This window comes from Reichenbachiella sp. MALMAid0571, assembly GCF_040151475.1.
GTDB lineage: Bacteria > Bacteroidota > Bacteroidia > Cytophagales > Cyclobacteriaceae > CAXBNB01.
In genome coordinates this window covers 117,444-143,875 of sequence record NZ_JBDKWG010000147.1, presented here as the reverse complement: position 1 = coordinate 143,875, position 26,432 = coordinate 117,444, and the positions used below count along the sequence as shown (strand labels likewise).

The window sequence follows — 26,432 nt, the reverse complement described above, 5'->3', positions numbered from 1 at the left end:
CTAGTTCAATGAAACAAGAACTGTTAAAGCAGGATTGGTAAATTGAATAGAAGGCTGGAATGAAATTTCACGTCCATTTTTCTTCTCATTCTTCAAAATGGTCTTTGATGTAAAATAGCCAAGTACAGCACCTGCGAAAACATCAGTTGCCCAATGTTTGTTGTCATGAATTCGAGAGAATCCTGCGACAGTAGCGAGTGAATAGGATGTAATAGCTATCCATTTCTTATCCTTATATACTTGTGACAGTGTGGTGGCTAATGCGAAGGCTGTAGCAGTGTGCCCGGAAGGAAAAGCCTTGTGTTTTCCTCCTATTGCCGGGCCATACCATGAATTTTTGCTATTCCCTGAATTTGGACGGCTTCTGTGTCCAATGTTTTTGATGGTTTGTGCCAAAAGACCAGAGAGTAAACTTGATTTGAGTGCCAATAATGAAATGTCCTGCATTTTTTGATTTTTAATAATCAACCCTGAAACAAGAGTTACTCCTAAAGCAATGGTAGTGGAGCTTGTATTTCCGAATTTTTCAGCAACCGATGAAATATCCTGACTGGCCTTTGTTCTATCAGAAACTGACCATTGCTGAATATCATCATCTAATGCGTAAATTCCCAATCCTGTACCTGCAACAACCCCTGCTTTAAACCAGTCTTTTCCCGTCCAGTGAAAAGGTGCACTATATAGCTTTCCTGCATCAGAAAAGTAGCTGCCCAAGTAGCTTCTTTTCTTTTTGATTTCTAAAGAATCACTAAAGCTATAACCATAAGAAAAGGTGACTTTTGATAAGAGCAAAAGTGCTAATATCGATATTAACAGGTAATTCTTTTTATTGAAGTGATTATTTAAGGTATTCAAAATTTCCTTTTGTGGAATTGATAGTAACCTTGGTTTGCTCTGAACTTTCAACTCTGCCAATTATTTTGGCATCAATACCAAAGCTATCCGAAATTGAAATGATTTCATTGGCATGAGTTTCATCCACATAAAGCTCCAGTCTGTGCCCCATGTTGAATACTTTGTACATTTCCTTCCAGTCCGTACCGCTTTCCTCATGGATGATTTTAAATAGAGGAGGGATGTCAAATAGATTGTCTTTAATAATATGTAAGTTTTCTACAAAATGAAGCACTTTTGTTTGCGCCCCACCACTGCAATGTACCGCACCATGTATGTTTTCCCGTAGCTCTGCAAGAATAGAACTCATTACAGGAGCATAGGTTCTGGTAGGAGAGAGTACTAATTTTCCGGCATCCAGAGGGCTGTCTTCAACCGAATCTGTAAGATGATAATTTCCTGTAAATACTAGATCTTCTGGGACATGCGGATCAAAGCACTCCGGGAATTTAGTTGTATAGTCTTTATGAAACACATCGTGTCTTGCTGAGGTAAGGCCATTGCTGCCCATACCACCATTATACTCCGATTCGTAAGTCGCCTGGCCGTAGGATGCAAATCCAACTATCACATCTCCCGGTTTGATATTATCATTGGAAATTACATTTTTTCTTGGCATACGGGCGATAACAGTACTATCGACTACCACTGTTCTTACCAAATCCCCTAGATCGGCAGTTTCTCCTCCTGTAGATTTTATATCAACATCATTTTCTCTGAGCATCTCCAAAACTTCCTCAGTACCTTCGATAAGGGCTTTTATCACCTCTCCGGGAATCAAATTCTTATTTCTTCCAATGGTAGATGAAAGTAAGATATTGTCAATAGCACCAACACAAATCAGATCATCCATATTCATAATCACCGCATCCTGCGCAATACCTTTCCATACTGAGAGGTCCCCGGTTTCTTTCCAATACATATAAGCTAAAGCGGATTTGGTACCTGCTCCATCGGCATGCATAATGTTGCAAAATGCCTTGTCACCACCCAGCATATCAGGCACGATTTTGCAAAAGGCATTTGGAAAAAGTCCTTTATCCAGATTTTTGATGGCATTGTGCACATCTTCTTTAGAGGCAGAAACTCCCCTCAGCATATATCTTTCTTTCATTTCAAATCTTTAGAGAATGGCAAAGCTAATAATTTGCCGTCAACTCTTAAGAAAGCAACGCAACATCTTTCCTCTTCCTCTCTGTGTATAATCTTTTCTCATGTTGCTCTTTGAGATTCTTTGCTTTTTGAAGTGTTTTGATCAGTATTAATACTTTGCTTAAAACCGTGACTTTACTTATAATATAAGCAATTGACATTCAATAAATTGCAAATTATTTCGTTTGAAACATTATACTTATTATAAAATAAATCATATTTTAAGTTTACCTTTTTAAATAAAATCGTATTGATAAATTGCGTAGGTAAGGTTTTTATTAAATAATTTTATGCTTAACACTAGATCACATACTATGAGCAACCAGGTTGATCTTCTATATGAAGAATACAAAAAATCCAGAAAAGTAAATCTTAATAGGGAACAGTTCTCTTATCTAACTAAGTTATACCCAGCATTATTGGTCTGCATGAGTGATGGTGTTTTGGATGAAGAGGAATGGGACGGAATCGTGATGGCAACCAAAGGGTTGTCAGAAGAATTTGTCAACGGCCCTGAAGATGACAAGGAATTGATCGCTATTGCGTTTAGAACAGAGTTTCGTTATTTATTAGATAACATTGATAAATGGCAAAAGAAATTTTTGAATGCACTAAATGACAGCATTAAAGACAATCAGTCGGACAAAGAATTTGTCTTGGAGTGCATGTATTTGTTTGCCAATGCTGCCGATGGTATTTCAGATGAAGAACAGTCTAAAATTGATAATTTGGCTCAAAGGTTAAATCTTGAATTCTAAGTCCGGATTTTCTTACATATTATCAGGCTGGCTTTTCCAGTAACCAATGTGGTGGCAAATATGTAAATTTCGCCACCTTCTTTTATGCCTGTTTTTTTCCTGATTTGATTTACACTCATGGGAAAGTTGCGGGTGGTTATATTGGCTTTCCCATCTGGTAAATAAGGCAATACATACTGTTTTTTTAGTGTTTCTATTCCAATGATTTCAAATGTTCTTCCCGGAAAATCAGCCACCTGTTTCTCAGAAGTATAAAGGTGGCTGTTGATATGAAGTTTCTCTAATTGATACTGATTGGCGACCAACTTAAATGCTCCGGATTTTAATACAGCACTATTTGGTTCATACAAATATTTTTTTGGCAAAGAAAATGAAACATCCGACAAACTTTCATTTTTCAATAAGTAGGAAAATTCCTGCAACAGGTCGTTACTCTGGAGGTTTACAGCATGCATTGCAATGTCTCCTGAATAGCCCTTCATCATTTTGATTAGCAATTCTTTACACTCGTTGTTCACAGAGACCACATGGATGGCTGATATGTTGGAGAGGTTTCTTGTTATTTCTGTTATATCGAGTAGCGGTGCGAATTTAACCAATAGTCCTTTTGACTTACTCAAGATCTTTTCTTGAATATCGAGAATATTAGGAGTGCAGTCGTCTATTCGAAACACCTTTTTATTGTACTCATCTCTTCGGGCAGGGTCGATATAAAACCAATCTATAGGTTCGGACTCTTTTTTTAGAAACTCCTCTGATAAGCAGTTTTCAACCCGGATAGAAGTGGATAATGCTGAGAAGTTATGCCTTGCCAATTTACTAAGTGCTTCATTTTGCTCTACATAGATTGTATTTTGAAAACTCTTTGAAAGATAAAAAGTATCTATTCCAGTACCTCCAGTGAGGTCAATAAGGGTATTTCCTTTTATCAGATTGGATTTGTATTTGGCAGTAAGTTCAGAAGAGCATTGCTCAAGAGATACTCCATGTGGAAATAAAACTCCCTGAACAGAATACCATTCAGGGAGTTTTTTTCTTGCCTTTTTCCTGGACTGTATTTGAGCTACAGCCAGTTGGACAGGTATGTTTTTATATTTTGACTGACCCAGAATTAACTTGGTTGGTTCTTCATTTTCATGCTGAAGGACAAACTCTATTACTTCCGGTTTGGAAAGTTCCTCAATCAATATACTAAATTGTGCTCTGCTATATATTCCGCAATTTGAACGGCATTTGTAGCTGCTCCTTTTCTCAAATTGTCAGCTACTATCCACATGTTCAAAGAATTTGGATTTGACTCATCTACTCTCAAACGCCCAACAAACACTTCGTCTTTGTTGTGTGCGGTCAATGGCATAGGATAGACATTGTTTGCAGGATCGTCCTGAATCACAATACCGCTGGTAGAAGCCAATATTTCTTTTACTTCTTTCAGGTCACAAGGTTTATGGAACTCTACATTGACAGATTCCGAATGACCTCCCATTACAGGTAGTCTTACACAAGTAGCTGTCACGTGAATGGAATCATCATTCAATATTTTTTTCGTTTCATTGATCATTTTCATTTCCTCTTTTGTGTACCCGTTTTCGAGGAATACATCAATATGGGGCAACACATTCATATCAATTTGATGAGGATATACTTTACTGTGCTCAGTGCCATTTCTTTCACCTTGCAACTGATCAACGGCTGCTTTTCCCGTTCCTGTTACGGATTGATAGGTAGAAACAACCACTCTTTTAATACCATATTTTTTGTGCAATGGACCTAGTGCCAATACCATTTGAATGGTAGAGCAGTTAGGATTGGCAATGATTCTGTCGTCAATTTTGATTGCACTTGCGTTGATTTCAGGAACTACCAGCTTGTGGTCAGGGCTCATTCTCCATGCAGAAGAATTGTCGATAACGATAGTGCCTACTGCTGCAAACTTTGGTGCCCATTCTAGTGATGTACCTCCACCGGCTGAGAAAATAGCAATATCCGGTTTTGCTGCTACCGCATCGTCCATTCCTATCACTGTGAATTCCTTTCCCTTGTAAGAAATTTTCTTGCCCACGGACCTCTCAGATGCTACAAGCATCAATTCATCATATACAAAATTTCTTTCATCAAGTACTTTTAGGATTTCTGATCCTACCAGTCCGGTAGATCCTACAATTGCTAGTTTCACTGTTTTATAATTTAATGATAAAAATGTTTTTCACTTTTGAAAGCACAAAATTACTATATTTAAAATGACAAAGGACAAATAACCATTGTGCAAAATGCAACAAATTTATTTAGTTAAAACCCTGATTGTGAAATTCCTAATACCAAAAGTTGTATTGGTTGTATTTTTAACATTAAGTCCTTTTGTTGTTAAGGCACAGTTCAATGAAGATTTCTCAGATGGTGATTTCACGAATAATCCTGTTTGGAGTGGAGATGTGGGAGAGTTTGAGATTGAATCAACGCAGTTAAATTCCAACGGACCTGATGAAACCTCAGTATTATTTTTGTCCACTCCCAGTTCCATTTTTGATCAGGCAATCTGGGAATTTTTAATAGACCTTCGTTTCGCCCCGTCTGGTTCAAACAAAGTCAGGGTTTATTTGGCTTCTAATCAAGAGAATTTAGAGACGGATCTTGATGGCTATTACATCGAAATAGGACAATCTAATGAGGATTATATTAAATTCTTCAGGCATGATGCTAATGGAACTGAAACACTATTGTTTACCGGAAGTACATCATTTAGTGGTAATGTTAAAGCCAGAATTCAGGTAAAAAGAGATTGTATTGGAAATTGGGAAATTAATGCTGATTCGGCGGGTGGCACAGAATTTTTAAGTGAAGGGGCATCTTTTCTGGATGATACATATACAACTACTTCATATTTTGGATTTGTTTGTTTTCATACAAAAACCAATGCAGCTAAATTTTATTTCGATGACATATCAATCTATGGTGATCTGGCAGTGAGCTTAATTGCTGTAGAAAGTGCTTCATCAATCAAGGTGACATTTAACAAAAATGTGGAGGAGATTTCTGCTGAAACTATTTCCAACTATTCGATTAATAATGGGATAACTATCAATTCTGTTACACGTGATGTGGACAACCAGAATGAAGTGTTATTGATTGTTTCGGCTTTATCCTCATCTGATTATGAGTTGACCATTTCTGCTGTGGCCGATGAATGCAATACCCCACTGGCTACCCCAATAGTACAAAACTTCCAATATCTCCAACTCGAATTGGAATCCGTTGCAACTATTTCTGAAACCGAACTTCAGCTTACTTTCAATGATGACCTGGAAGAAGCCAGTGCTGAAACGGTGGCGAATTATAACATTGACAATTCTATAGGACAATCCAATTCGGTAACCTTGGATCAAGATGATACTAAAGTAGCCATATTAAGATTTGATTCTCCTTTTCAACCACTGACAAATTACACTCTCACTTATGGCAATTTAGAAAACGGTATTGGCAATAGTGAAGTAACAGCCGGATCAACAATTCAGTTTGAATATATTATACCATTAGCTATTGAATCGCTTGAAGTCTTATCAAAGAGTGAAATAGAGTTGACTTTCAATCTGGAACTAGATGAAGTTTCCTCGCAAGTGTTGAATAATTATTTTCTGGATAATGAAATTGGCAATCCCTCTTTGGCAATTCTAAATAACGTTAATAGTAAAAAAGTAAACTTGATTTTCGATTCAGATTTTCAACAAGCTGATTATACGCTTACGGTCAACAACGTTCAGGATGGTGGCAATCATTCCATCGAACCTAATACAACTGCTTCATTTTCTTATTTGCCATTGTCTATTATTGAAATAACAGTAATAGATGAAACAACCATCGGTGTGATTTTTAATCAAAATATAGATCAGGTTTCTGTTGAAACACTTGATAATTATGTGGTCGATTTCAATATTGGAACACCTGAAACTGCTGTATTGGATGGTACAGATGCCAACAAAATCCATTTGACATTTGCAACTTCATTTGTAAACAATGATTATGTATTAACAGTCGGAGGAGTTGAAAATGCTTCAAAAAATGCCATTGCTGAAAGTATAAGTAAGGATTTTGAAATTATTTCACCAACTGAATCCAGACAAATAGTAATCAATGAAATATTTGCAGACCCTACACCCGAAATAGGCTTGCCAAACGCCGAATTTGTTGAATTGTACAACACTACCGAAAAGGCAATCAATATTGGAGGGTTTGAACTTACAGGTGGAGAAATACCGGATTTTGTATTGAATGCTAAAAGTTATGTGATATTGACTGCCATTAGTGATGTTACAGCTTTTGAAACTTTTGGAGATGTTATCGGGGTGACTTCATGGAATACGCTAATCAATGGAGGAGAGCCTGTACTGTTAATGGATAATCTTAATAATTTGGTGGATAGTATCACTTTTTCATCAGATTGGTATGAAAGTGAAAAATCGGATGGAGGCTGGACTTTGGAGCAAATTAATCCGGAATTGGTCTGCAACTATCAAGGCAATTGGTCATCCTCAACCAATACTAGTGGAGGAACTCCCGGAGCACAAAACTCAAATTATGATAATTCCTCGGATGTTTTTGGCCCCAATTTGATTGCTGTAGAGGCATTGAATGAAAGCACTCTAAAGCTGACATTTAATGAACCGATTGATCAGGCATCATTTATTTCTGCAAATTATGCAATCAGTGAGGGTTCAACAATGCTCGAAGTAGCATCAATAAATCCTTCCTATTTATTGGTTATGTTGGTTTTGGAGCAAAATTTGATTTCAGGAAAGGGTTATGAGATCAGCGTATCAGGTGTTAAGGATTGTACTGGCAATGCAATTGTTGAAAATACTTTGACATTGAACTATGATATTGAACCTCCAAATCTGGAGCGCATTGTAATCAATTCCCTGAACAAAATAGAACTGTTTTTTGATGAACCTTTGGAAGAGAAAATAGCAGAAACCGAAAGTAACTATACATTAGGAACTGAATCGGAAAATCCTACTTCAGCGATTCTTGGAGAAAACCCTTCCCGTATCCAATTGACATTTGAAAATGAGTTCAAGCCATTGGAGGCAGTAGAGTTGACAATCGAAAACCTGAAAGACATCAAAGAAAATGCGCTGGTAAGTGCGATTGTTTCCAATTTCACTTATGATCAGGCAATTGATACTGTAATGGTCAAATCAATTAACCAATTGGATATTAGATATAGTGAAAATATTGATCCATCTACAACATTGAATAAACTCAATTATTCAGTAGATAATGAGGTCGGAAATCCATCTCTTGTCTATGTCGATCAAACTGATGAAAACTTATTCCATCTTCTGTTTGAAAACAATTTAGACGATAACAAAGTATTAATTTTAAGTACTACAGACATCAAAAATACTTCTGGAGAATTCGTTTCCACTCCAGAATACTCATTTGTATATGATACCCGGCCTCCTAAAGTCAAGTCATTGACAGTAACTAACTCTAATACGCTGGAAGTATGGTTTGATGAAAAGGTTGAAAAAGTATCAGCACAATCTGTTGAGAACTATTATTATGATGAATATTTTTCTACTTCCAGAGTTTTGAATGAAAATGATTCCACTGTCATTCTGGAATTTGCCAGTGACTTTGAACCGGAAGTGACTTTTGAATTAATTGTTGACAATGTAAAAGATATTTCTGGCAATGAAATTGCCACAAGAATTAGGACACCATTTACTTACGACATTTTTCCGCCTCAATTGGATAGTATCATCGTCTTTTCGGAAAGTGAATTAACCCTTGTTTTTAGCGAATCTCTGGAAAAAATCAGTGCAACATCAGTGGATAATTTCCTGATAGGTGAAATAGGAAATCCGGAAACAGTGACCATTGACCTTGAAAATCAAAATATAGTACGATTGACCTTTAACGGAATATTTCCAGAAGTTTCAGATATTCCTATCACTATTTCTAACCTGACTGATCAAAGGGAAAACACTTTGATTGATCCTGTTCAGACCACATTCGACTATCAAAGTTTTTATATAAGTAAAATTTCAACTTTGTCAGTAAACCAACTGGAAATTGTATTTAACAAAACACCAAATGAAATCGATTTAAATGTTCTTTCCAACACTACATTGAACCATGAACAAAACCCTGCTTCAATAGAAATTGACCCTATAAACCATCAAAAAGTAAGTTTTACTTTTCCTAATTCTATAGAAGACAATAGCAATAACTTTCTGGAAGTAAAGAATATCCATGATGAAAACGAAAATCTCATGGTTAAATCTGAATATGGCTTCTTCTTTGATTCGAGGTTTTCATCTATGAAAATACTGAATGCCAATACGCTTGAAATTGCATTTGAAGTAGGAATAGACAAATCTTCTCTTATAGAGACAAATACATTTGAAGTGACTCCTGATTTTAGTTTTCCGATACTGGTCATTCCAGATCAGGAAGACAATAAGGTAGTAAGGTTGGTTTTTGAAAAGGAATTTATAAACGGGGTGAATTATACCTTAGATTGGGGAATGCTCACCAATGAATTTGGAAACATGATTCCTGCTTTTGTTGCTGAGTTTTCCAAAGATGAGGTTGCTCCGGTAGCAACAGAAGTAACAGTAATTTCAAAACAATCTTTGAATGTTTCGTTTTCAGAGCCGTTAAATAATGCCACTACAGACATCTTATCAAACTATCTTGTTGAAGGCATTGGGAAGCCAATAACTGTAAAGTATTTATCGGAATCTAATACCGTCTCCCTAACTTTTGATGGCATGTTTCAGGGTGGTGTGTCATACAATCTAAGCCTCAGCAATATCAAAGACCTTAGTGGGAATGTGATTGAGGAAACAATATTGAGTTTTACTTATATCGCACCTTACATCCCTAAATCAGGAGAACTACTAATTACGGAAATCATGGCTGACCCCAGCCCTTCAGTAGGCCTTCCTGATGTAGAATATTTGGAGATTTACAATAATTCCAACCAAAAGATTGTTCTTGACCAAATTCAGCTTTCAGATAGAACCAGCCAGACTTTACTCAGTGGTTACTCACTTTTGGCAGGACAGTACCTTATTCTTACTTCTACGAGCAATGCACTATTTTTTGAGAACCAAAATGTCTTGGGAATAGCTAATTTTCCTTCACTTGGAAATTCAGAAGATAGTCTCGTACTGTCAGTGGCAGAAAGTGAAATAATCTTAGATCAGGTTGTCTATTCAAGCGATTGGTACAGGGATGAAACAAAAAAGGATGGTGGATATTCGATAGAAAGACTTTCCTTGGGAGAAAAATGTTTGCCTGGTTTAAATTGGATTGCTTCGGACGATACCAGTGGCGGTACTCCTGGGAGGGAAAATTCCCTTTTCAATACCGAACCTGATCAGTCTGTACCTGAAGTGGTTAAGATCGAATTTGTCTCGGATGTTTCCATGGAAATAAGCTTTAATGAACCAATGGATTTTGAGAGTATGATCATTGGAAATTTTACTTTTTCGGGAGGTTTAACAATCGATCAAATTCAAGCTTTTGGGCAGGATAAAAGTAAATTAACGCTGATTTTGGAACAAGCATTGATTGAAGGTCAACTGGATACACTTAGAATAAATAATGTAACTGATTGCGCAGGAAATGCAATTGAATCCTATAGTTTCCCTTTTGGAAAAGGTGCCAAACCAAAGTTTAATGAATTGCTGATTACAGAAATAATGGCTGATCCAGATCCCGAAGTGGGCTTGCCGCAAACGGAATATCTGGAGATTTACAATGCGTCTGATAAAAATATAGAACTGTCTGGTTTAATTCTCAGGGATGAAAATTCGGAAACCAGCTTGCCAACTAAGATAATGTTGTCTCATTCCTATTTGGTTTTGGTTCCTTCAGGTAGTGCGGATTTGTTTAGCGGTATAAATATATTGTCAGTAGGGAACTGGCTATCGCTAAGCAACGGAGGAGAACAAATATCTATCTATGAAGCAGAAAACCTTGTGTTTTCGTTGACCTATCAACAAAGCTGGTACAAAGACAGTAACAAGAAAGACGGAGGTTGGTCATTGGAAATGATTGATACCAATAACCCTTGTGGGGAAGAGAATAACTGGACGGCATCCATAGACCTGTCGGGTGGAACCCCTGGAAAAGAAAATTCTGTTTCCACTCCAAATCCTGATAATCTGGGACCTCAGTTGATAGAAGCAATTGCTAAACCCGACAAAAAAGTAGAATTGATTTTTGATGAAAAATTAAACCCAAATCAATTTATAAACGGTTTTTTTACCATCGATCCACAATTGACCATCGATGAGATAGTTCTTCATAAAGTAGGAAATAAAAACGTTTCACTGACATTCAGTGATGAAATATCTCCAAAGGTGGTTTATGCCATAGAAGCTGAAAATTTCAATGATTGTGTTGGGAATATGATCCGGTCCGAGTCTAATAGTGTAGAATTTGTATTGCCCGAACAAGGGGTGGCGGGCGACATTGTTTTAAATGAAATTCTATTCAACCCCAGAAGTGGCGGTGTGGATTTTGTAGAAGTGTATAACAAATCGGATAAAGCCATCAATTTGAAAAACTGGCAATTGGCGAATTATAATTCTGCCGGGGAAATTGATGCAGACAAGATCTCAGTTACAGATTATGTCTTTTTGCCTCACACTTTTCTTGTTTTTACCAGTAATGCCACAACCCTCAAAGCTGATTATCCAAGTGGCGATGAAAGTACTTTTTTGGAAATGTCTCCATTTCCAGCGTATGCTGATTCACAAGGATCAGTGATTTTGCTGGATTCGCTGGATAATGTCATTGACTTGTTTGATTATGACAGTGACTTTCATTTTGCTTTGCTTGATAAGGTGGATGGAGTGTCTTTGGAAAGGATCAGTTTTGATGGAGCTACCAATGATCCCAACAACTGGAAATCTGCTGCGAGTACAGTTGGTTTTGCCACACCGGGATTGATGAACTCACAATTCAAAACGGAATCTCAAATAAGCGGTACACTAAGCATAGAGCCAAAAGTATTTATGCCTGACAATACCGGAGTAAATGATTTCACAACCATCAGTTACGACCTCCAAAATGCAGGGACATTTGCCAATGTAAATGTGTATGATCCTGTTGGCAGGCTGGTGAAAACCCTTGCTCAGGGCGATTTACTTTCCACTTCGGGTTTCTTTACCTGGGATGGAACTGACAACAGAGGCTCAAGAGCAAGAGCCGGTTATTATGCCATTTACTTTGAATTTTTTGACGCCAATGGCAATAAAGAAATAATGAAAGAAACAGTGGTGCTTGGTACTAGGTTTTAGAACCCTGAGTTCGATTCTAAAATTATTCAAAAACTCGTCATTCAGAGGCTTTTGGGCTGGGCTTTGCGTTGAAAGCCGTGAGAATCTCTTATTCATAGGGACTCTCACGTCGCTTCCTATCGCACTTTCCAATAAAAGCTCCTCTGAGTGACGGTTACGAGTTTTTTTGGTAATATTAATCGAACTCAGGTTAGAAGTAAGTCAAAATCCATCATTAAGGCGTTTGCCCCCCATCTGTGATGGTCCAGGAATTTGCTACCAGTGCCGCTCTTGCGGTAGTGGATGCTCCAGCATTATAGGTTGCATTTCCTCCATGAAATGTAACGCCGGTATTGCTGTTTTTACTTTCTATATCCACCAATAAATTGCTGTATGATGTTGCTCCAATATTAGTGTTTTCAAAACAACCTGTCCCATTATGCATTTTCTCTAAATCTAAGGTAGGAAATGATGTTAAGGAAGTACAATTCCTCCAAGTGTAACGAAAATCACCTCCAGAACTGGTATCCAATTGAGGAAAAGAAGTCAAGGCACTGCAACCTAACCATGTACTATAAAAAAGTGCTCCTGAGCTAACATCTAATAAAGGAAATGATGTTAAGGAATTACAACCATTCCAAGCACTTGAAAATTTAATTCCAGCACTAGTGTCCAATAAAGGAAATGTGCTTAATGAAGTACATAATGACCAAGCGTAAGAAAAATCAGTTCCGCTTCCTGTATCTAACAATGGAAACGATGTTAATGAGGTGCATTCCGACCAAGCGTAAGAAAAATTGGTAGCAACGCTGGTGTTTAGTAAAGGAAATGATGTTAGGGAATTACAATTCCTCCAAGCTCGACTAAAAGTAGTACCAGAACTGGTATCTATTAACGGAAAGGAAGTTAAAGAACTACAATTTTCCCAAGTACGTAAAAACCACATTCCAGAGCTAGTATTTAGTAAAGGGAAGGATGTTAAGGAGCTACAATTTTTCCAAGCATCCGAAAAGAAGATACCAGCACCGGTATCTATTAACGGAAAAGATGTTAGACTAGAGCAATATTTCCAAGCATCATAAAAATTAGTACCAGCACTGGTATCTATTAATGGAAAGGATGTTAGGCTAGAACAATTACCCCAAGCGTAAGAAAAATCGATACCAACACTTGTATCTATTAAAGGAAAAGAAATTAGGTTATTACAAGAACTCCAAGCACTAGAAAAATTAGTGCCAGAGCTTGTGTCAATTAAAGGAAAAGAAATTAGGTTATTACAAGAACTCCAAGCACTAGAAAAATTAGTGCCAGAGCTTGTGTCAATTAAAGGAAAAGAGGTTAAACTTGAACAGCGAGACCATGCAACACTAAAATTAGTGCCAGAGCCTGTATCTATTAAAGGAAAAGAGGTTAAACTTGAACAGTAATTCCATGCAGAGCTAAAATCAGTGCCAGCACTTGTATCAATTAAAGGGAAAGCGGTTAAACTTTTACAGTAATTCCATGCAGAGCTAAAATTAGTAATAGAACTGGTGTCAAGAGTATCTGTAGCTGTGAGGTCAAGGTTAGAGCACCCATAAAAATATCCGCCATTGTTTCCCAATAATAGGCTGCCCCATTGGCTTATATTTGTTATTTTTAATTTGTCACCAGTATTGTTGAATCTCCATCCGTTTATAGTACCAGCTATCGATACGGTATAGGTTCCTGATGTGGCATAAGTGTGCGTAGTTTCTGTTTGATTCCATGCTGTAATGACATCACTATTGCCATCCCCCCAATCCACACTGAAGTTATAAGTGCCACTGCTTTCCAGTGGCAGTTTAATTTGTGTGTTGCCTGATGTGCCAGCGTTATCTGTTTTCCAGGTAGAAATGAAAGGGGGGATAGAAACGTTGATTTCATTGCTCCATTCACTTAATAGCCCATTATTAGTGGCTTTTAGTCGATAATAATAAGTTTCTCCTTCGCTAAATTCTGACCCGAGATCGTCATCCGAAAAAGTAGTCGTGTTTGCTGCTACTGTTATTATTTCTGTCCATGTGCCGCCTGCCCCAATTCTCTTTTCTATTATAAACCCTGTTTCATCATCAGAGTTATCAGTCCAGGATAAATCTATGCGAGATATGCTTACAAAGGTGGCTACTAATCCTGAGGGGGCATTAGGGGGTATTTGAGCTGTCCCAAATACCAGCCACTCTGTACCATTAAAGTATTCGTAAAACTTTGTCGTAAGATTATAGATCAACAAACCTTCAGCCGGATTAGTGATTTGGTTTTTTTGTTCTGCTGTAAGCCTGGGAAAGATCACTCCTTTATCCTGAGAGTTGACATCTAGCACAGCAGAAGGATCCGGAGTAGATGCTCCGGTATTATTGATAATCACCCCTTCGTATTTTACTCCGATTTTAGAAGATTGACCAAGTGCATTTACGTATACACAAGCTGCGATAACAATTAACAATAAATGTTTCATAAGTTAGGTGTTTGTTATTAATGCCTTTTTAAGGCAAACGCATCTAAAAAAGCTCCTTATCGCACCAGTTGCCATAGCCGTCAGGCTAAGCAAATGCCACCTTGTCATCCCGACTTTGGAGGCCATGTTTCCCAACAGGTAGAAACCTTCTTTGTTTATTGCAGGTCAATAAGAAAGATTTCTCCTTCGTCGAAATGACAAAAGGACTTAAAATAACGGATATGATACCAGTTGTGGTATCTTTTAAAGTAACAGTAACCCTAATATACCCCTGAATTCAGGGGGTAAAAAGAATTTGCAAATGCGTTTGCCTTGTTTGTTAACTATTAAATATTAATATAAATAACGTTTAATTTTAATTAAAAAAATATAGATCGCAAAGAGATTATGAATATTTATCAGTAGTGTATTGAAAATAAATATCCCGTTCTACAGCTATTGCTGTCATGTCTGCGAAGGCAGGCATCTCATCAAGTTAAACATGCTAATCTTATGGGTGCCAAAAATGTTTTTTGATTTCTTTGGTTACAATGAAGAGCAAGGAAAGGGTCATTTACAAGCCCTGGTCATTTCTGCTTTGCCGGGTGGCCCTGGTATTTTTTCAACCTCAAAACCGCAGGCTTTTAGGTCACGTTTGAATTGACCTTGTGCACAATAAGTTACAAGTACTCCGCCTTTTTTCATTAAACCATATATTTTTTCAAACAACGTAATGTCCCACATTTCTGGTTGTCGGGAAGGAGCAAATGCATCAAAGTAAACCAGGTCGAAAAGTTCAGTTTCACCGGAATACTCTTGTAAAGCCTGATTGATTTTTTTAATACTAAAGTATTTATTTATTTCAACCAATTTTTCCCATTCACAGGCATGTATGGATTGAAATAACTCTTGACCTTTCGTGTCGTCAATGAGTTTGTGGTAATTGAGTTGCTCCAATATCAACGGGTCAATTGGATTTGTTTCCAAAGAGAAATAACTGACTAATTGTTTGTGGGTATTGGCATAAATACTGGTGAGCAGTGCATTGAGGCCGGTTCCAAAACCTACTTCAAGTATATTGATGTGATTGTTCGGAGTTGTAGCCTCTTTTTCAACGTAGTATTTTAATCCTTTGTCTATAAATACATAATTTGATTCTGTTAGTGCCCCGTGGGTAGAATGATAGGTTTCATTCATTTCAGGAATCAGTAAAGAATGTGAGCCGTCTTTGGTTTTAATTATTTCAAGCATTTTCTGATTTGTAAATCAACGCTACTGCATGTGCAGCAATTCCTTCTTCTTTCCCTACAAAACCTAATTTTTCTGTTGTAGTAGCTTTTATGGACACATCCTCCTCGTCTATGCCCATTACTGTGGCCAGACAAGCTTTCATTTCCGGGACATAAGGATTGATTTTTGGTTCTTGCAGGCAAATGGTGCAATCAATGTTTCCAATAAGGTAACCTTTGGTTTTGATCAGAGCTACTACATCTTTAAGTAAGATTTTGCTGTCGATTCCTTTGTATTTTGGGTCCTTATCAGAAAAATGATAGCCAATATCCCGCATGTTTGCCGCACCAAGTAGTGCATCACAGATTACATGGATCAACACATCCGCATCCGAATGTCCGAATGCCCCTGAGTGGTGATCAACTTGTATGCCCCCTATCCAAAATGGTATATCAAGTGCCAGTTGATGCACGTCATATCCATATCCTATTCTTATATTTGGCTTCATGTCAATGGACTTATAGTTTTTTTGCAGCTTCCCAATATTTGTCCATTTCGGTCAAAGACATATCAGATATTGTTTTACCGTCTTTTTTTGATTCAGATTCCAAATACTGAAACCGCTTGATAAATTTCTTATTTGTTCTTTCCAATGCCTCTTCCGGATCTATGTTGATGAATCTGGCATAATTGACCAATGAAAACAATAGGTCACCAAATTCTTCTTTTGCTGCTTCTGTACTGGTTTTTCCTTTTTCAAGTTCTTCCCCAAACTCAGTCATTTCTTCCTGTACTTTTTCCCATACCTGTTCTTTCTTTTCCCAATCAAAACCAATTCCTCGGGCTTTCTCTTGGATTCTCATTGCTTTTACTAGCGCCGGTAAAGATCCCGGAACTCCTCCCAACACGGATTTATTTCCTTTTTCTTTGAGTTTTAGTTTCTCCCAGTTTGCCTTTACTTCCTGCTCATTTTCCACTTTGGTGTCCCCATATATATGAGGATGACGGTAAATCAATTTCTCACATATGCCGTTAAGCGCATCCCCTATGTCAAAAGCTCCTTTTTCAGACCCAATTCTGGCATAAAACACCATGTGCAACATCAGGTCACCAATTTCTTTTTTTACTTCCTCCAAATCATTTTCCAAAATGGCATCAGACAGTTCGTAGGTTTCTTCAATTGTAAGGTACCTCAGGGTTTCTAAGGTTTGTTTTTTATCCCAAGGACAGCTTTCCCTCAGTTCGTCCATAATGGTAAGCAATCGGTCAAATGCTTTAAGTTTTTCGGCTCTTTTGGGGTCTGAAATTGACTTAGTATCGGTCATTGGGAATTGTTTATATATTAAAAGTGTTAATTGAAAACACTTGTATTTATTCAATAATGTCTAATTTTGCACTAAGATATTTTAAATATGACAACTGTATTACTAGGAATCGGATTTATTGCGCTATTTTTTATAATGATGTCTGTACGGCTTATTTTTTTAAAAAAAGGTGAGTTCAAAGGCACTTGCGCATCGCAAAACCCATACCTGAACAAAACAGGTGAGGCATGTGGGTACTGTGGCAAAACAGTAGGAGCAGGAGAAGCTTGTGGCAATCCTGAATCAGAAGTGACCAAAGTAATGAACAAGTTTAAATAAGCATATTAAAGTATATTTTGCTCCTCCAACTAATTTAATCCTTTTCAAAAAAAGAATTTTTCTTCAGGGTATGGTGTGCTTTACCTACATTTGCGCCCCCATTTAAACAGGTTATAAAAAGTGGCTCTAATTAAATCAATCTCTGGTATCAGGGGAACAATAGGTGGACTTGAGGGTGAAGCCTTGACTCCTAACGACGTTGTAAAATTCACCTCGGCATTTGGCCAATTGGTGAAAGACAACTCAGGTATAGAAAAAATAGTGATCGGGCGTGATGCACGTCCGTCAGGAAAATATATAACACAATTGGTTTCTTCCACACTTCAGGCCATGGGCATTGACGTAGTGGATTTGGGACTTTCGACTACCCCTACTGTGGAAATGGCTGTACCCGTAGAAAATGCAGGGGGAGGAATAATCATCACTGCAAGCCATAATCCTGTTGGGTGGAATGCGTTGAAATTACTCAATGCAACAGGTGAGTTTATCTCCGAAGAAGAAGGGCAAAGAGTCTTGGAGATTGCTGAAAGTGGGCAAGTGGTCTATGCACAGAGTAAGGATTTGGGCAATTATACTACTAACGATTCGTATATAGAATATCATATCGATAAAATCCTTGAACTGCCTTTGGTTAATTTAGAAGCCATTACCGGAAGGAATTTTAAAATCGCTGTTGATGCTGTGAACTCTACGGGCGGAATTGCAATACCATTGCTACTTGAAAAACTGGGTGTTAAAAATTTCGAGATATTTTACGGTGAACCCAACGGACAATTTCCTCACAATCCCGAACCCCTTCCGGAAAATATTACAACAATTTGTTCGGAAGTAGAAGCCGGGCGTTTTGATTTGGGAATAGTGGTAGATCCGGATGTGGACAGGTTAGCGTTTGTATCTGAAATGGGAGAGCCTTATGGTGAAGAATATTCTTTGGTAATGATTGCTGATTATGTACTTAAGAATGTGAAAGGAAATACAGTTTCCAACTTGTCATCCACAAGGGCATTGAAAGACATCACGTTAAAAAATGGAGGTAGTTACGAAGCATCCGCAGTAGGTGAAGTAAATGTAGTGACCAAAATGAAGGAAACCAATGCGGTAATTGGTGGTGAAGGAAATGGAGGTATTATTTATCCGGAGCTGCATTATGGCAGAGACGCTTTGGTTGGGATTGCTTTGTTCTTGAGTCATTTGGCTAAGTTTGGAAAAAGTGCTTCGCTGCTCAGAGGAATGTACCCTAATTATCATATTTCAAAAAATAAAGTTGAACTAACCCCAGAAATGGATATAGATGGTGTGTTGAAAGCTGTCAAGGAAAAATATAAGAAACAACCGATTAATGAGGTAGATGGCTTAAAAATAGAATTTGATCAGGAGTGGGTTCATTTACGAAGGTCAAATACTGAGCCTATTATTAGGATTTATTCAGAATCAGAAAGTTTGTCAACTGCTGAACATTTGGCCAATAAACTAATGATGGATATTAAAGAGATCGTGACTGAAAGTGTTTGACCCTATTGGGTTTAAATCGGGATAAGGGACATTCGATCCTTTTTGGTGGGAATACTTTTTTGCAAAAGAAGAAGGTTTTAAATATTACCTTAAATTTTTCTACATTATCTTTGAACCTTGAAATTATATTTTGCGTTCTTAGCAGACATTAATGATTCAGAGATTAGACGATATTACCCAAACTGATAAATTGACATATTGCTGCTGTTGTATATATATGCAAGAGAAGGGTTACAATTTATTATTTTGATTTTAAATATAAAATATAACAAAAGCCTTTCTTAAATTAATGAGAAAGGCTTTTTTGTTGCATAACACAAAGATAAAGATGAGAAGTTTTAGAAGTGAACTAGAAGACCTCAACAACCCTGTCGTTGAGAAAGACATTATTGACCTGGCGAATAGAATTGAGCTATTTAAGGAGGGGAAAATTGACCCGGACAAGTTTAGAAGCTTAAGGCTGGCAAGGGGTGTTTATGGTCAGAGGCAACCAGGGGTACAGATGGTAAGAATCAAGATTCCGTTTGGCAGAATGACTACCAGTCAGATGAAACGAATCGCTGATATCTCCACTGAATACGGAAGTGCAAATTTGCATGCTACCACCAGACAAGATATACAAATTCACTATGTAAGTCTGGAAAAAACTCCTGAGTTGTGGGCGAAATTGGAACAAGACAGTATAACAACTCGTGAAGCTTGTGGCAATACAGTAAGAAATGTAACAGCTTCTCCTAAGTCAGGCATAGATCCACAAGAACCATTTGATGTATCTCCTTATGCAGAAGAAACTTTCCGTTACTTCCTGAGAAATCCTGTGTGTCAGGAAATGGGCAGAAAATTCAAAATTTCATTTTCATCTAGTGATGCCGATACAGGCATCTCATTTATTCATGACATAGGATTCATTCCTAAAGTGAAAGTAGTTGACGGAGAAGAAAAACGAGGCTTTAGGGTGATGCTTGGAGGTGGACTGGGTGCTCAGCCTTTAACTGCAGTGCTGGGTTATGAGTTTTTGGAAGAAGACCAGATCATACCATTTACCGAGGCAGTTCTTCGTGTTTTTGATAGATATGGTGAAAGAAAAAGAAGGGTAAAAGCGCGTTTCAAGTTTTTGATGAACGATATAGGTGTAGAGGAAGTATTGAAACTGGTACAAGAAGAATGGAAGTCAATCAAAGTAAAATCATATAAGATAGACAGAAACATTGTGCCTGATGCAGTGTTGCCGTCACCTGTAGATGCTGTAGAGATACCGGAAGCTCTTGCTGCCAAATACAATTCGTGGGAAAAGACCAATGTATTTGCGCAAAAACAGGATGGATATTTTGGAGTAGCCATCAAATTGCCAAATGGAGATATGAGTGCAGCCAAAGCACATCTTTTTGCTGATGTGGTGAAGAAATTTGCAGCGGATGATATTCGTGTTACAGTAAATCAAGGGTACGTATTAAGGTTTGTTACTAAGGAAGCCTTGAGCGGGCTGTTCCTTGCGTTACATAAATTGAACCTTGCCGATCCGGGTTTTGGAAGTACGGCAGATGTCATGGCATGTCCTGGAACGGACTCTTGTAACTTAGGTGTTTCTGACAGTACCCATATTGCACTGGAATTGGAGAAAGTGATTATCAACGAATATCCTGATTTTATCAGTAATAATGATATCCAAATCAAAATAAGTGGATGTCCTAACTCTTGTGGTCAACATGGTATTGGAAGTATTGGTTTTCATGGTAGTTCTTTGAAAAACAAGGAAACTAAAAAAGTATTCCCTGCACTTCAGGTATTGCTGGGTGGAGGAACAAGGCCAAATGGAGAAGGGTATCTTGCCGAAAAAGTAATTAAAATTCCAAGTAAAAAAGGACCGCAGGTTTTAAGGTGTCTTTTGGAAGATTATAATGAAAATAGCAATGACGGTGAATACTACGCTGATTACTACAGAAGACAAACAAAAGATTACTTCTATCAAATGTTAAAGCCTTTTGCAGATCAATCTACATTGCAGCCTTCAGATTATATCGACTGGGGTAAAGCAGATCAGTTTGCTGTGGAGACTGAAGTAGGCGAATGCGCCGGTGTAATCATTGACTTGGTATCTACTTTGTTGTTTGATGCAGAAGAAAAACTTGTTTGGTCTAAGGAAGCCTTGGAAGCCAATCAATATGCTGATGCCATATACCATTCATACAATACATTCATCAATGCAGCTAAAGCTCTGTTGACGGACAAAAGCATAGAAGTGAATACCCAAATTGGTATCCTTAATAATATGGATGAGCAGTTTGCTGATGCCAAAATATGGAGTAGTGAAGGTTCGTTTAAAGACCAAGTATTAGAAATCAATAAAAATGAGGCTTCAGCTGAGTTTGCTGAAAAGTATTTGGCAGCAGCCGAATATTTTTTAGGACAGGTTCAAAAAACAACCGTTTCCGAATTGGTTGACTCTGCTGTTCAGGCTTAACACCTTTAAAAAAGACTATGGAAAGCCTAAATAGAGATATTTAGGCTTTTTTTAATTTCATGCTGATATGAGTAATTCTCCTACTACTAAGAATACCCTTTTTCCGGTTTTTTTAAAACTGGAAACATTGCAACTTCTGATAGTTGGGGGAAGGAATATTGGCTTGGAAAAACTAGAAGCGGTGTTAGGCAATAGTCCTGAAACTCGGATTAAAATTGTTGCTATGGAATTTATTGAGGAAGTGAGGGAGATTGCCTCTAATTACCCCAATATTTCTTTACAGGAGAAGAAATTTGAAGCCACCGATCTGGACGGAATGGAATTGGTGATACTGGCTACCAATGACAATGGACTCAATGCCGAAATAAAAAAAATGACCAAAGAACGAAGGTTGCTCTGCAACGTAGCAGACAAACCCGACCTTTGTGATTTTTACCTTGGTTCGATCGTGCAAAAAGGCGATTTGAAAATTGCAATCTCGACCAATGGTAAATCTCCTACAGTAGCCAAAAGGATAAAGGAATTTCTCAATGAAGAAATTCCTGAGTCGATACAGGAAGTGTTGGACAATATGGGCGCAATCCGTGACAAACTCAAAGGTGATTTTGAATACAAAGTAAAGTCCTTGAATGAAGTGACTAAGGAGTGGTTGGGAATCAAAAAGCAGTAGATAATTGAAAAATCCATATCTTTATACTTTAAACTTAGGATAATATGAAAACCAAAGAAGAATTTCATAAACTTATTGATGGTATAGAGGATGAGAGTTTACTAAAAGGGTCGCTGGAACTGATCAAAAGTCTTAGCAAAAACCAGACTGGTGAACTATGGAACGAATTGACAGAATCCGAAAAAAAGGAACTTTTGTTGGCTTTTGATGAAAGCCTTAAGCCAGACGAGACCTTGAGTCACGCTTTAGTAAAAGAAAGGCATGTCAAGTGGTTAGATCAATAATCTGGACTAAAAGAGCAAACCGGAAGTTTAATGAAATTATTGAGTTTCTGGAGGTAGAATGGAATCCAACTGTTGTAAAGAATTTTGTAGTCAGAACATATAGCATTATAGAGTTACTTGCAGAATGGCCATATTTAGGCACGCTGGAAAATTCGGAACATCGCATTCGTGGTTTCCGATTAACCAAACACAATAAATTGTTCTATCGGGTTACTAAAAAGGGAATTGTTGTTTTAAATTTCTTTGATAACCGACAACAATCCTTTAAACGGATATGACAAATAAGATCACTACAATATAATATGTTTTTTCTTCCCCCTGAATGGCACCCACAAAGTGCGGTGCAACTCACTTGGCCACATAAAGGTACTGATTGGTCTTATATGCTCGATGAAGTGAATGAGTGTTTTATAGAAATTGCTAGGGAAATATCCAGTAGGCAAAAACTATTGGTGGTTTGTAAAAACCAAGCAGAGGTACAGGAATTGCTGACTGACTGCAACATGGAAAATATTGTTTTTTCAGAGCAAGATTCTAATGATACCTGGGCAAGAGATCACGGTGGCATCACAGTATTGGACAATGGAGGGCCTGTAATTTTAGATTTTGGATTCAATGGTTGGGGAAGTAAATTCCGATCCGATAAGGACAATATAATCACAAAAGTACTTTGCGATGCTGAAATTTTTAACCCTGAGGTTGGCTACAAAGACCACAATGATTTTATCCTTGAGGGAGGAAGTATTGAATCTGACGGGAAAGGAACAATCCTTACCACTTCAGAGTGTCTTTTGTCAGAAAGTCGCAACCCTCAGTTTTCCAAAACACAAATTGAAGATTACCTAAAAACTTGGTTGGGTGCACAAAGAGTTCTTTGGCTCAATCACGGCTATTTGTCAGGTGACGATACCGACAGTCATATAGATACACTCGCCAGATTTTGCAATGAAAACACGATTGCCTACGTGAAATGTTCTGATTCAGAAGATGAGCATTTTGAGGCATTGTCAAAAATGGAATCGGAGCTCAAAGATTTCAAAACTAAAGAAGGTGTTCCGTATAAGCTGGTTGCTTTGCCAATGGCTGACCCGCTCTTTTTTGAAAATGAAAGATTGCCAGCAACTTATGCCAATTTCTTGATTATTAATAGCGCAGTATTGTTGCCGTTTTACGGAAGTAAAAAAGATAAGGAAGCACAACGGATTTTGCAATCCGTTTTCCCTGATAGAGAAGTAATAGGAATAAATTGTACATCTTTGACCAAGCAACACGGTTCGTTGCATTGTGTCACTATGCAATACCCGGAGGGGGTGATATCATGAATTCAAAAGTCATTAAAATTGGAATTGTTCAGCAGGCTAATACTGTTGACATAGAAGCAAATATTTGCAAACTGGAAAAGAACATCAAAGATTGTGCAGCCAATGGAGTACAACTTGTGGTACTGCAGGAGTTGCACAACTCCACTTATTTTTGCCAGACGGAAGACGTAGATGTCTTTGATTTGGCCGAATCAATTCCCGGTTCTTCCACTAGGAGATTTGGAGCCTTAGCCAAAGCATTGAGTATTGTACTGGTTACTTCTTTGTTTGAAAAGCGTGCACCCGGTATTTATCATAATACGGCTGTAGTATTTGAAAAGGATGGTAGTATTGCCGGAAAATACCGAAAGATGCACATTCCTGATGATCCTGCTTACTACGAAAAATTTTATTTCACGCCGGGAGATTTGGGTTTTAAACCGATTGAAACTTCTTTGGGAAAATTGGGAGTGTTGGTTTGCTGGGATCAGTGGTATCCTGAAGCTGCCCGTTTGATGGCATTGCAAGGTGCAGATTTGCTTATATATCCTACAGCGATAGGTTGGGAATCAACGGATTCAGCAGATGAAAAAAAGCGTCAACTGGACGCATGGATGATCTCACAAAGGGGTCATGCAGTAGCCAATGGCATTCCGGTTGTATCAGTAAACAGAACTGGTCACGAATCTGATCCGTCCGGGCAGACCAATGGCATTCAGTTTTGGGGAAATAGCTTTGTAGCGGGCCCGCAAGGCGAAATACTTCAGCAGTCTTCTTCTGACCAGGAAGAAAATCAGGTGCTTGAAGTGAGCATATCTCATTCGGAAGATGTACGTCGCATATGGCCGTTTTTCCGGGATCGACGCATTGATGCTTATAAGAAAATATTAAAGCGTTTTGTGGATTAATTTGTAGGTGGATTGCAACAATTTATTCATTACCAATCCAAAGTTTAAAGTTTTCTTTACATTGATCTGTAGCATGAGAGTCACGAGTGATTTCATAAATTTGATAGTACCTCTCATCGTTGGCTAAAAGTGTGACGAGCTTTTCTTTGTGATTCCTTTTAATAAGTAGAGTACAGTTTTCACTGAATAGAGTCAATCCTTCTTCTACCACCTTTTTTTCGTTTATTGTCAATATTTCATCACCAACGGATAGATGTTTCTCCGCAATTGAGTTGGGAGCTATTTCTGTAATAATAGTACCTAAGCTATTGGTTTCTGTTCTAAATCCTAAGAGGGAAGCTGAAGATTCAGGGTGATTTTTGGTTGTCAACTCACAACCGATATAGGCTAGTAATTCTTTCAATTCATTTTCCACTGGTACTATCCCCTCATAATACTTCTCGATAAAGGCATTGGCTTGAGCTCCAGCGTATTTATTGATCAAATCATAGACATCTTGTTTGGAGTATCCTTTTTCTATTTTCCCGAAATTGTTCCACAATTCAGTCATTATATCGTCCAGACTGTGTTGGTTTGAAGAGTGTTTTCTGATGGTAAGGTCAAGCATAAGTGCCACGGTTGCTCCTTTTACGTATATCGATACTTTTCTGGAAGGCAATAATTTCTTGTAGCCATCAATCCACAGGTCAAAGGAAGAATCTGTTAACGATAAATTATGCCTTCCGTAGTTTTCAAAATGTCTTTTGAAAATAGTATTTAATTCGTTCAAATACTGGATTTCATCGAATACACCACTGCGTGCTAAAAACAGATCTCCATAATAGGTCGTAAAGCCTTCTGTTACAAACCCTGTTTCGTAATAGTTTTCCTTCGAATAATCGTAGGGCATCATTTCGGCAGGGCGAATTCTTGTGACATTCCAGGCGTGGAATAGTTCATGTGATGCTACGCCAAGCAAATCCATGCAATACTTCTCTTTACTTTCCGCAGTGTTTGGTCCAAGTACCAGCACTGTAGAGTTTTGGTGCTCTACTCCATGATAATGGCGATAAGGAAGAGAATGTACTATGAAATCAAATTTACCTGAAGGAAACCCATTCATTTGTTTGATTTGGAGATCAGTAAATTTTTTGAAATCATTGATAATCTGAGCGTCTTCCAGAGGGCATTCTCCTAAGATATAAATATTGAATTCTGTGCTGGCAGAATGGTAAATCAATCTTTTAAGAGATTCACTGGATATGAATGGCGAATCAACCAGCTCAGCATAGTTTTTCGCCAGATAAGTATTGTTTTCTTTTTTCTGAAGGCTACATGATGAGAGGTAATTGACAGGCACATCAATTGAAACTTCGAGTTGCTGATCTAGCATGCCCTGATAATATAACAGGCAATTGATAAAATTTATATATACCTGTTCTTCATTGACCACAGATCCACCGGCATCCATTCTGTTGGCATAGTAGGTATATTTTATTTTGATGCCCTTATGTTTAGAGGTGTTTGCTATCCATTTGTTTTTTTCTTTTTTTCTAAAATCAACAACATCTTCATTTTTACTAAAGATCTTAAATTCCTTGATGTTAGAGACGTAGTTTGACAACTCATACCTTCCCGGACGCCAGTCTGGCAATATCAACTCCAGTTCCTCAGAGTTGATGTCATTAATGTACATCGTAATATGAATGAAGTGGGTCAATGGATTTGGAAAAGAAAGTTCGTATTTTATGGTGTTCATACAGGTTCGGTTCAAATGAATGAGCGGTTATCAAACTGCAATATAATGTTGTTTGTAAAAAGAAGGTAAACAATAGCATCCATCCTTTGTAAATCCATAAAAGCTATTTAGTTTTGCACTCCGTTTTTAAAAT

19 protein-coding genes are annotated in these 26,432 nt (G+C 37.7%); 10 read left to right on the top strand and 9 right to left on the bottom strand.

Going from position 1 to position 26,432, the window contains the following annotated elements; all coding sequences use genetic code 11:
* Nucleotides 1-855, bottom strand: coding sequence for a phosphatase PAP2 family protein (locus AAOP42_RS19875; protein WP_349530333.1), 855 nt, complete (start codon nt 853-855; stop codon nt 1-3).
* Entirely contained in the window at nt 839-2,008 is a 1,170-nt protein-coding gene (locus AAOP42_RS19870) for an AIR synthase related protein (protein WP_349530332.1), read from the bottom strand. The genes AAOP42_RS19875 and AAOP42_RS19870 overlap by 17 nt, the downstream gene beginning before the upstream one ends.
* Nucleotides 2,009-2,360: 352 nt before the next feature.
* On the opposite strand from AAOP42_RS19870, the gene AAOP42_RS19865 reads away from it, so the two are divergent.
* Nucleotides 2,361-2,804 carry a hypothetical protein gene (locus AAOP42_RS19865; protein ID WP_349530331.1) on the top strand — a complete coding sequence of 148 codons (444 nt, stop codon included), beginning with the start codon at nt 2,361-2,363 and terminating at the stop codon, nt 2,802-2,804.
* On the opposite strand, the gene AAOP42_RS19860 is transcribed toward AAOP42_RS19865, so the two are convergent.
* Together AAOP42_RS19860 and AAOP42_RS19855 are read right to left on the bottom strand one after the other, a co-directional pair.
* Nucleotides 2,801-3,991 carry a THUMP-like domain-containing protein gene (locus AAOP42_RS19860; protein WP_349530330.1) on the bottom strand — a complete coding sequence of 397 codons (1,191 nt, stop codon included), beginning with the start codon at nt 3,989-3,991 and terminating at the stop codon, nt 2,801-2,803. The two genes, AAOP42_RS19865 and AAOP42_RS19860, sit on opposite strands and share 4 nt — an antisense overlap.
* Nucleotides 3,988-4,980: an aspartate-semialdehyde dehydrogenase gene (locus AAOP42_RS19855; protein WP_349530329.1), complete on the bottom strand. Its 993-nt coding sequence runs from the start codon at nt 4,978-4,980 to the stop codon at nt 3,988-3,990. Before AAOP42_RS19855 ends, AAOP42_RS19860 begins: the two co-directional genes overlap by 4 nt.
* 127 nt (nt 4,981-5,107) lie before the next feature.
* Between AAOP42_RS19855 and AAOP42_RS19850 the strand changes: the two genes are divergently transcribed.
* The gene (locus tag AAOP42_RS19850; protein WP_349530328.1) at nt 5,108-12,118 is read left to right on the top strand and encodes a lamin tail domain-containing protein; all 7,011 of its coding nucleotides are present in this window, start codon (nt 5,108-5,110) and stop codon (nt 12,116-12,118) included.
* A gap of 214 nt (nt 12,119-12,332) precedes the next feature.
* Here AAOP42_RS19850 and AAOP42_RS19845 read toward each other — a convergent pair whose 3' ends face one another.
* The 4 genes from AAOP42_RS19845 to mazG form a co-directional block, all read right to left on the bottom strand.
* The gene (locus tag AAOP42_RS19845) at nt 12,333-14,573 is read right to left on the bottom strand and encodes a phage tail-like protein (RefSeq protein ID WP_349530327.1); all 2,241 of its coding nucleotides are present in this window, start codon (nt 14,571-14,573) and stop codon (nt 12,333-12,335) included.
* A gap of 549 nt (nt 14,574-15,122) precedes the next feature.
* A complete protein-coding gene (gene mnmC2 / locus AAOP42_RS19840; RefSeq protein WP_349530326.1) occupies nt 15,123-15,803 on the bottom strand; it encodes a tRNA (5-methylaminomethyl-2-thiouridine)(34)-methyltransferase MnmC2 in 681 nt (226 codons plus the stop codon).
* Nucleotides 15,796-16,290: a 2-C-methyl-D-erythritol 2,4-cyclodiphosphate synthase gene (gene ispF / locus AAOP42_RS19835; RefSeq protein WP_349530325.1), complete on the bottom strand. Its 495-nt coding sequence runs from the start codon at nt 16,288-16,290 to the stop codon at nt 15,796-15,798. The genes mnmC2 and ispF overlap by 8 nt, the downstream gene beginning before the upstream one ends.
* Nucleotides 16,291-16,300: 10 nt before the next feature.
* Nucleotides 16,301-17,107 (bottom strand): nucleoside triphosphate pyrophosphohydrolase, encoded by an 807-nt coding sequence (gene mazG, locus AAOP42_RS19830; RefSeq protein WP_349530324.1) that lies wholly within the window; start codon nt 17,105-17,107, stop codon nt 16,301-16,303.
* A gap of 87 nt (nt 17,108-17,194) precedes the next feature.
* Between mazG and AAOP42_RS19825 the strand changes: the two genes are divergently transcribed.
* The 8 genes from AAOP42_RS19825 to AAOP42_RS19795 all read left to right on the top strand — a co-directional run bounded on the left by AAOP42_RS19825 (nt 17,195) and on the right by AAOP42_RS19795 (nt 24,561).
* On the top strand, nt 17,195-17,425 hold the full coding sequence (locus tag AAOP42_RS19825) for a hypothetical protein (protein WP_349530323.1): 231 nt from the start codon (nt 17,195-17,197) through the stop codon (nt 17,423-17,425).
* Nucleotides 17,426-17,545: 120 nt separating this feature from the next.
* On the top strand, nt 17,546-18,937 hold the full coding sequence (gene glmM / locus AAOP42_RS19820; RefSeq protein WP_349530322.1) for a phosphoglucosamine mutase: 1,392 nt from the start codon (nt 17,546-17,548) through the stop codon (nt 18,935-18,937).
* A 328-nt stretch (nt 18,938-19,265) separates the two neighbouring features.
* Nucleotides 19,266-21,398: a ferredoxin-like domain-containing protein gene (locus AAOP42_RS19815; RefSeq protein ID WP_349530321.1), complete on the top strand. Its 2,133-nt coding sequence runs from the start codon at nt 19,266-19,268 to the stop codon at nt 21,396-21,398.
* Between the two features lie 67 nt (nt 21,399-21,465).
* The gene (locus AAOP42_RS19810) at nt 21,466-22,068 is read left to right on the top strand and encodes a precorrin-2 dehydrogenase/sirohydrochlorin ferrochelatase family protein (RefSeq protein ID WP_349530320.1); all 603 of its coding nucleotides are present in this window, start codon (nt 21,466-21,468) and stop codon (nt 22,066-22,068) included.
* Nucleotides 22,069-22,112: 44 nt separating this feature from the next.
* Entirely contained in the window at nt 22,113-22,352 is a 240-nt protein-coding gene (locus AAOP42_RS19805) for a hypothetical protein (protein WP_349530319.1), read from the top strand.
* Nucleotides 22,337-22,630, top strand: a complete 294-nt coding sequence (locus AAOP42_RS23820; protein WP_502947679.1) for a type II toxin-antitoxin system RelE/ParE family toxin — start codon at nt 22,337-22,339, stop codon at nt 22,628-22,630. The genes AAOP42_RS19805 and AAOP42_RS23820 overlap by 16 nt, the downstream gene beginning before the upstream one ends.
* Before the next feature lie 24 nt (nt 22,631-22,654).
* On the top strand, nt 22,655-23,674 hold the full coding sequence (locus AAOP42_RS19800) for an agmatine deiminase family protein (RefSeq protein ID WP_349530318.1): 1,020 nt from the start codon (nt 22,655-22,657) through the stop codon (nt 23,672-23,674).
* Nucleotides 23,671-24,561: a carbon-nitrogen hydrolase gene (locus AAOP42_RS19795; RefSeq protein ID WP_349530317.1), complete on the top strand. Its 891-nt coding sequence runs from the start codon at nt 23,671-23,673 to the stop codon at nt 24,559-24,561. Before AAOP42_RS19800 ends, AAOP42_RS19795 begins: the two co-directional genes overlap by 4 nt.
* A 22-nt stretch (nt 24,562-24,583) precedes the next feature.
* Here the strand turns inward: AAOP42_RS19795 and AAOP42_RS19790 are convergent, their stop codons facing one another.
* On the bottom strand, nt 24,584-26,299 hold the full coding sequence (locus AAOP42_RS19790; protein ID WP_349530316.1) for a M61 family metallopeptidase: 1,716 nt from the start codon (nt 26,297-26,299) through the stop codon (nt 24,584-24,586).
* Nucleotides 26,300-26,432: the final 133 nt, after the last annotated feature.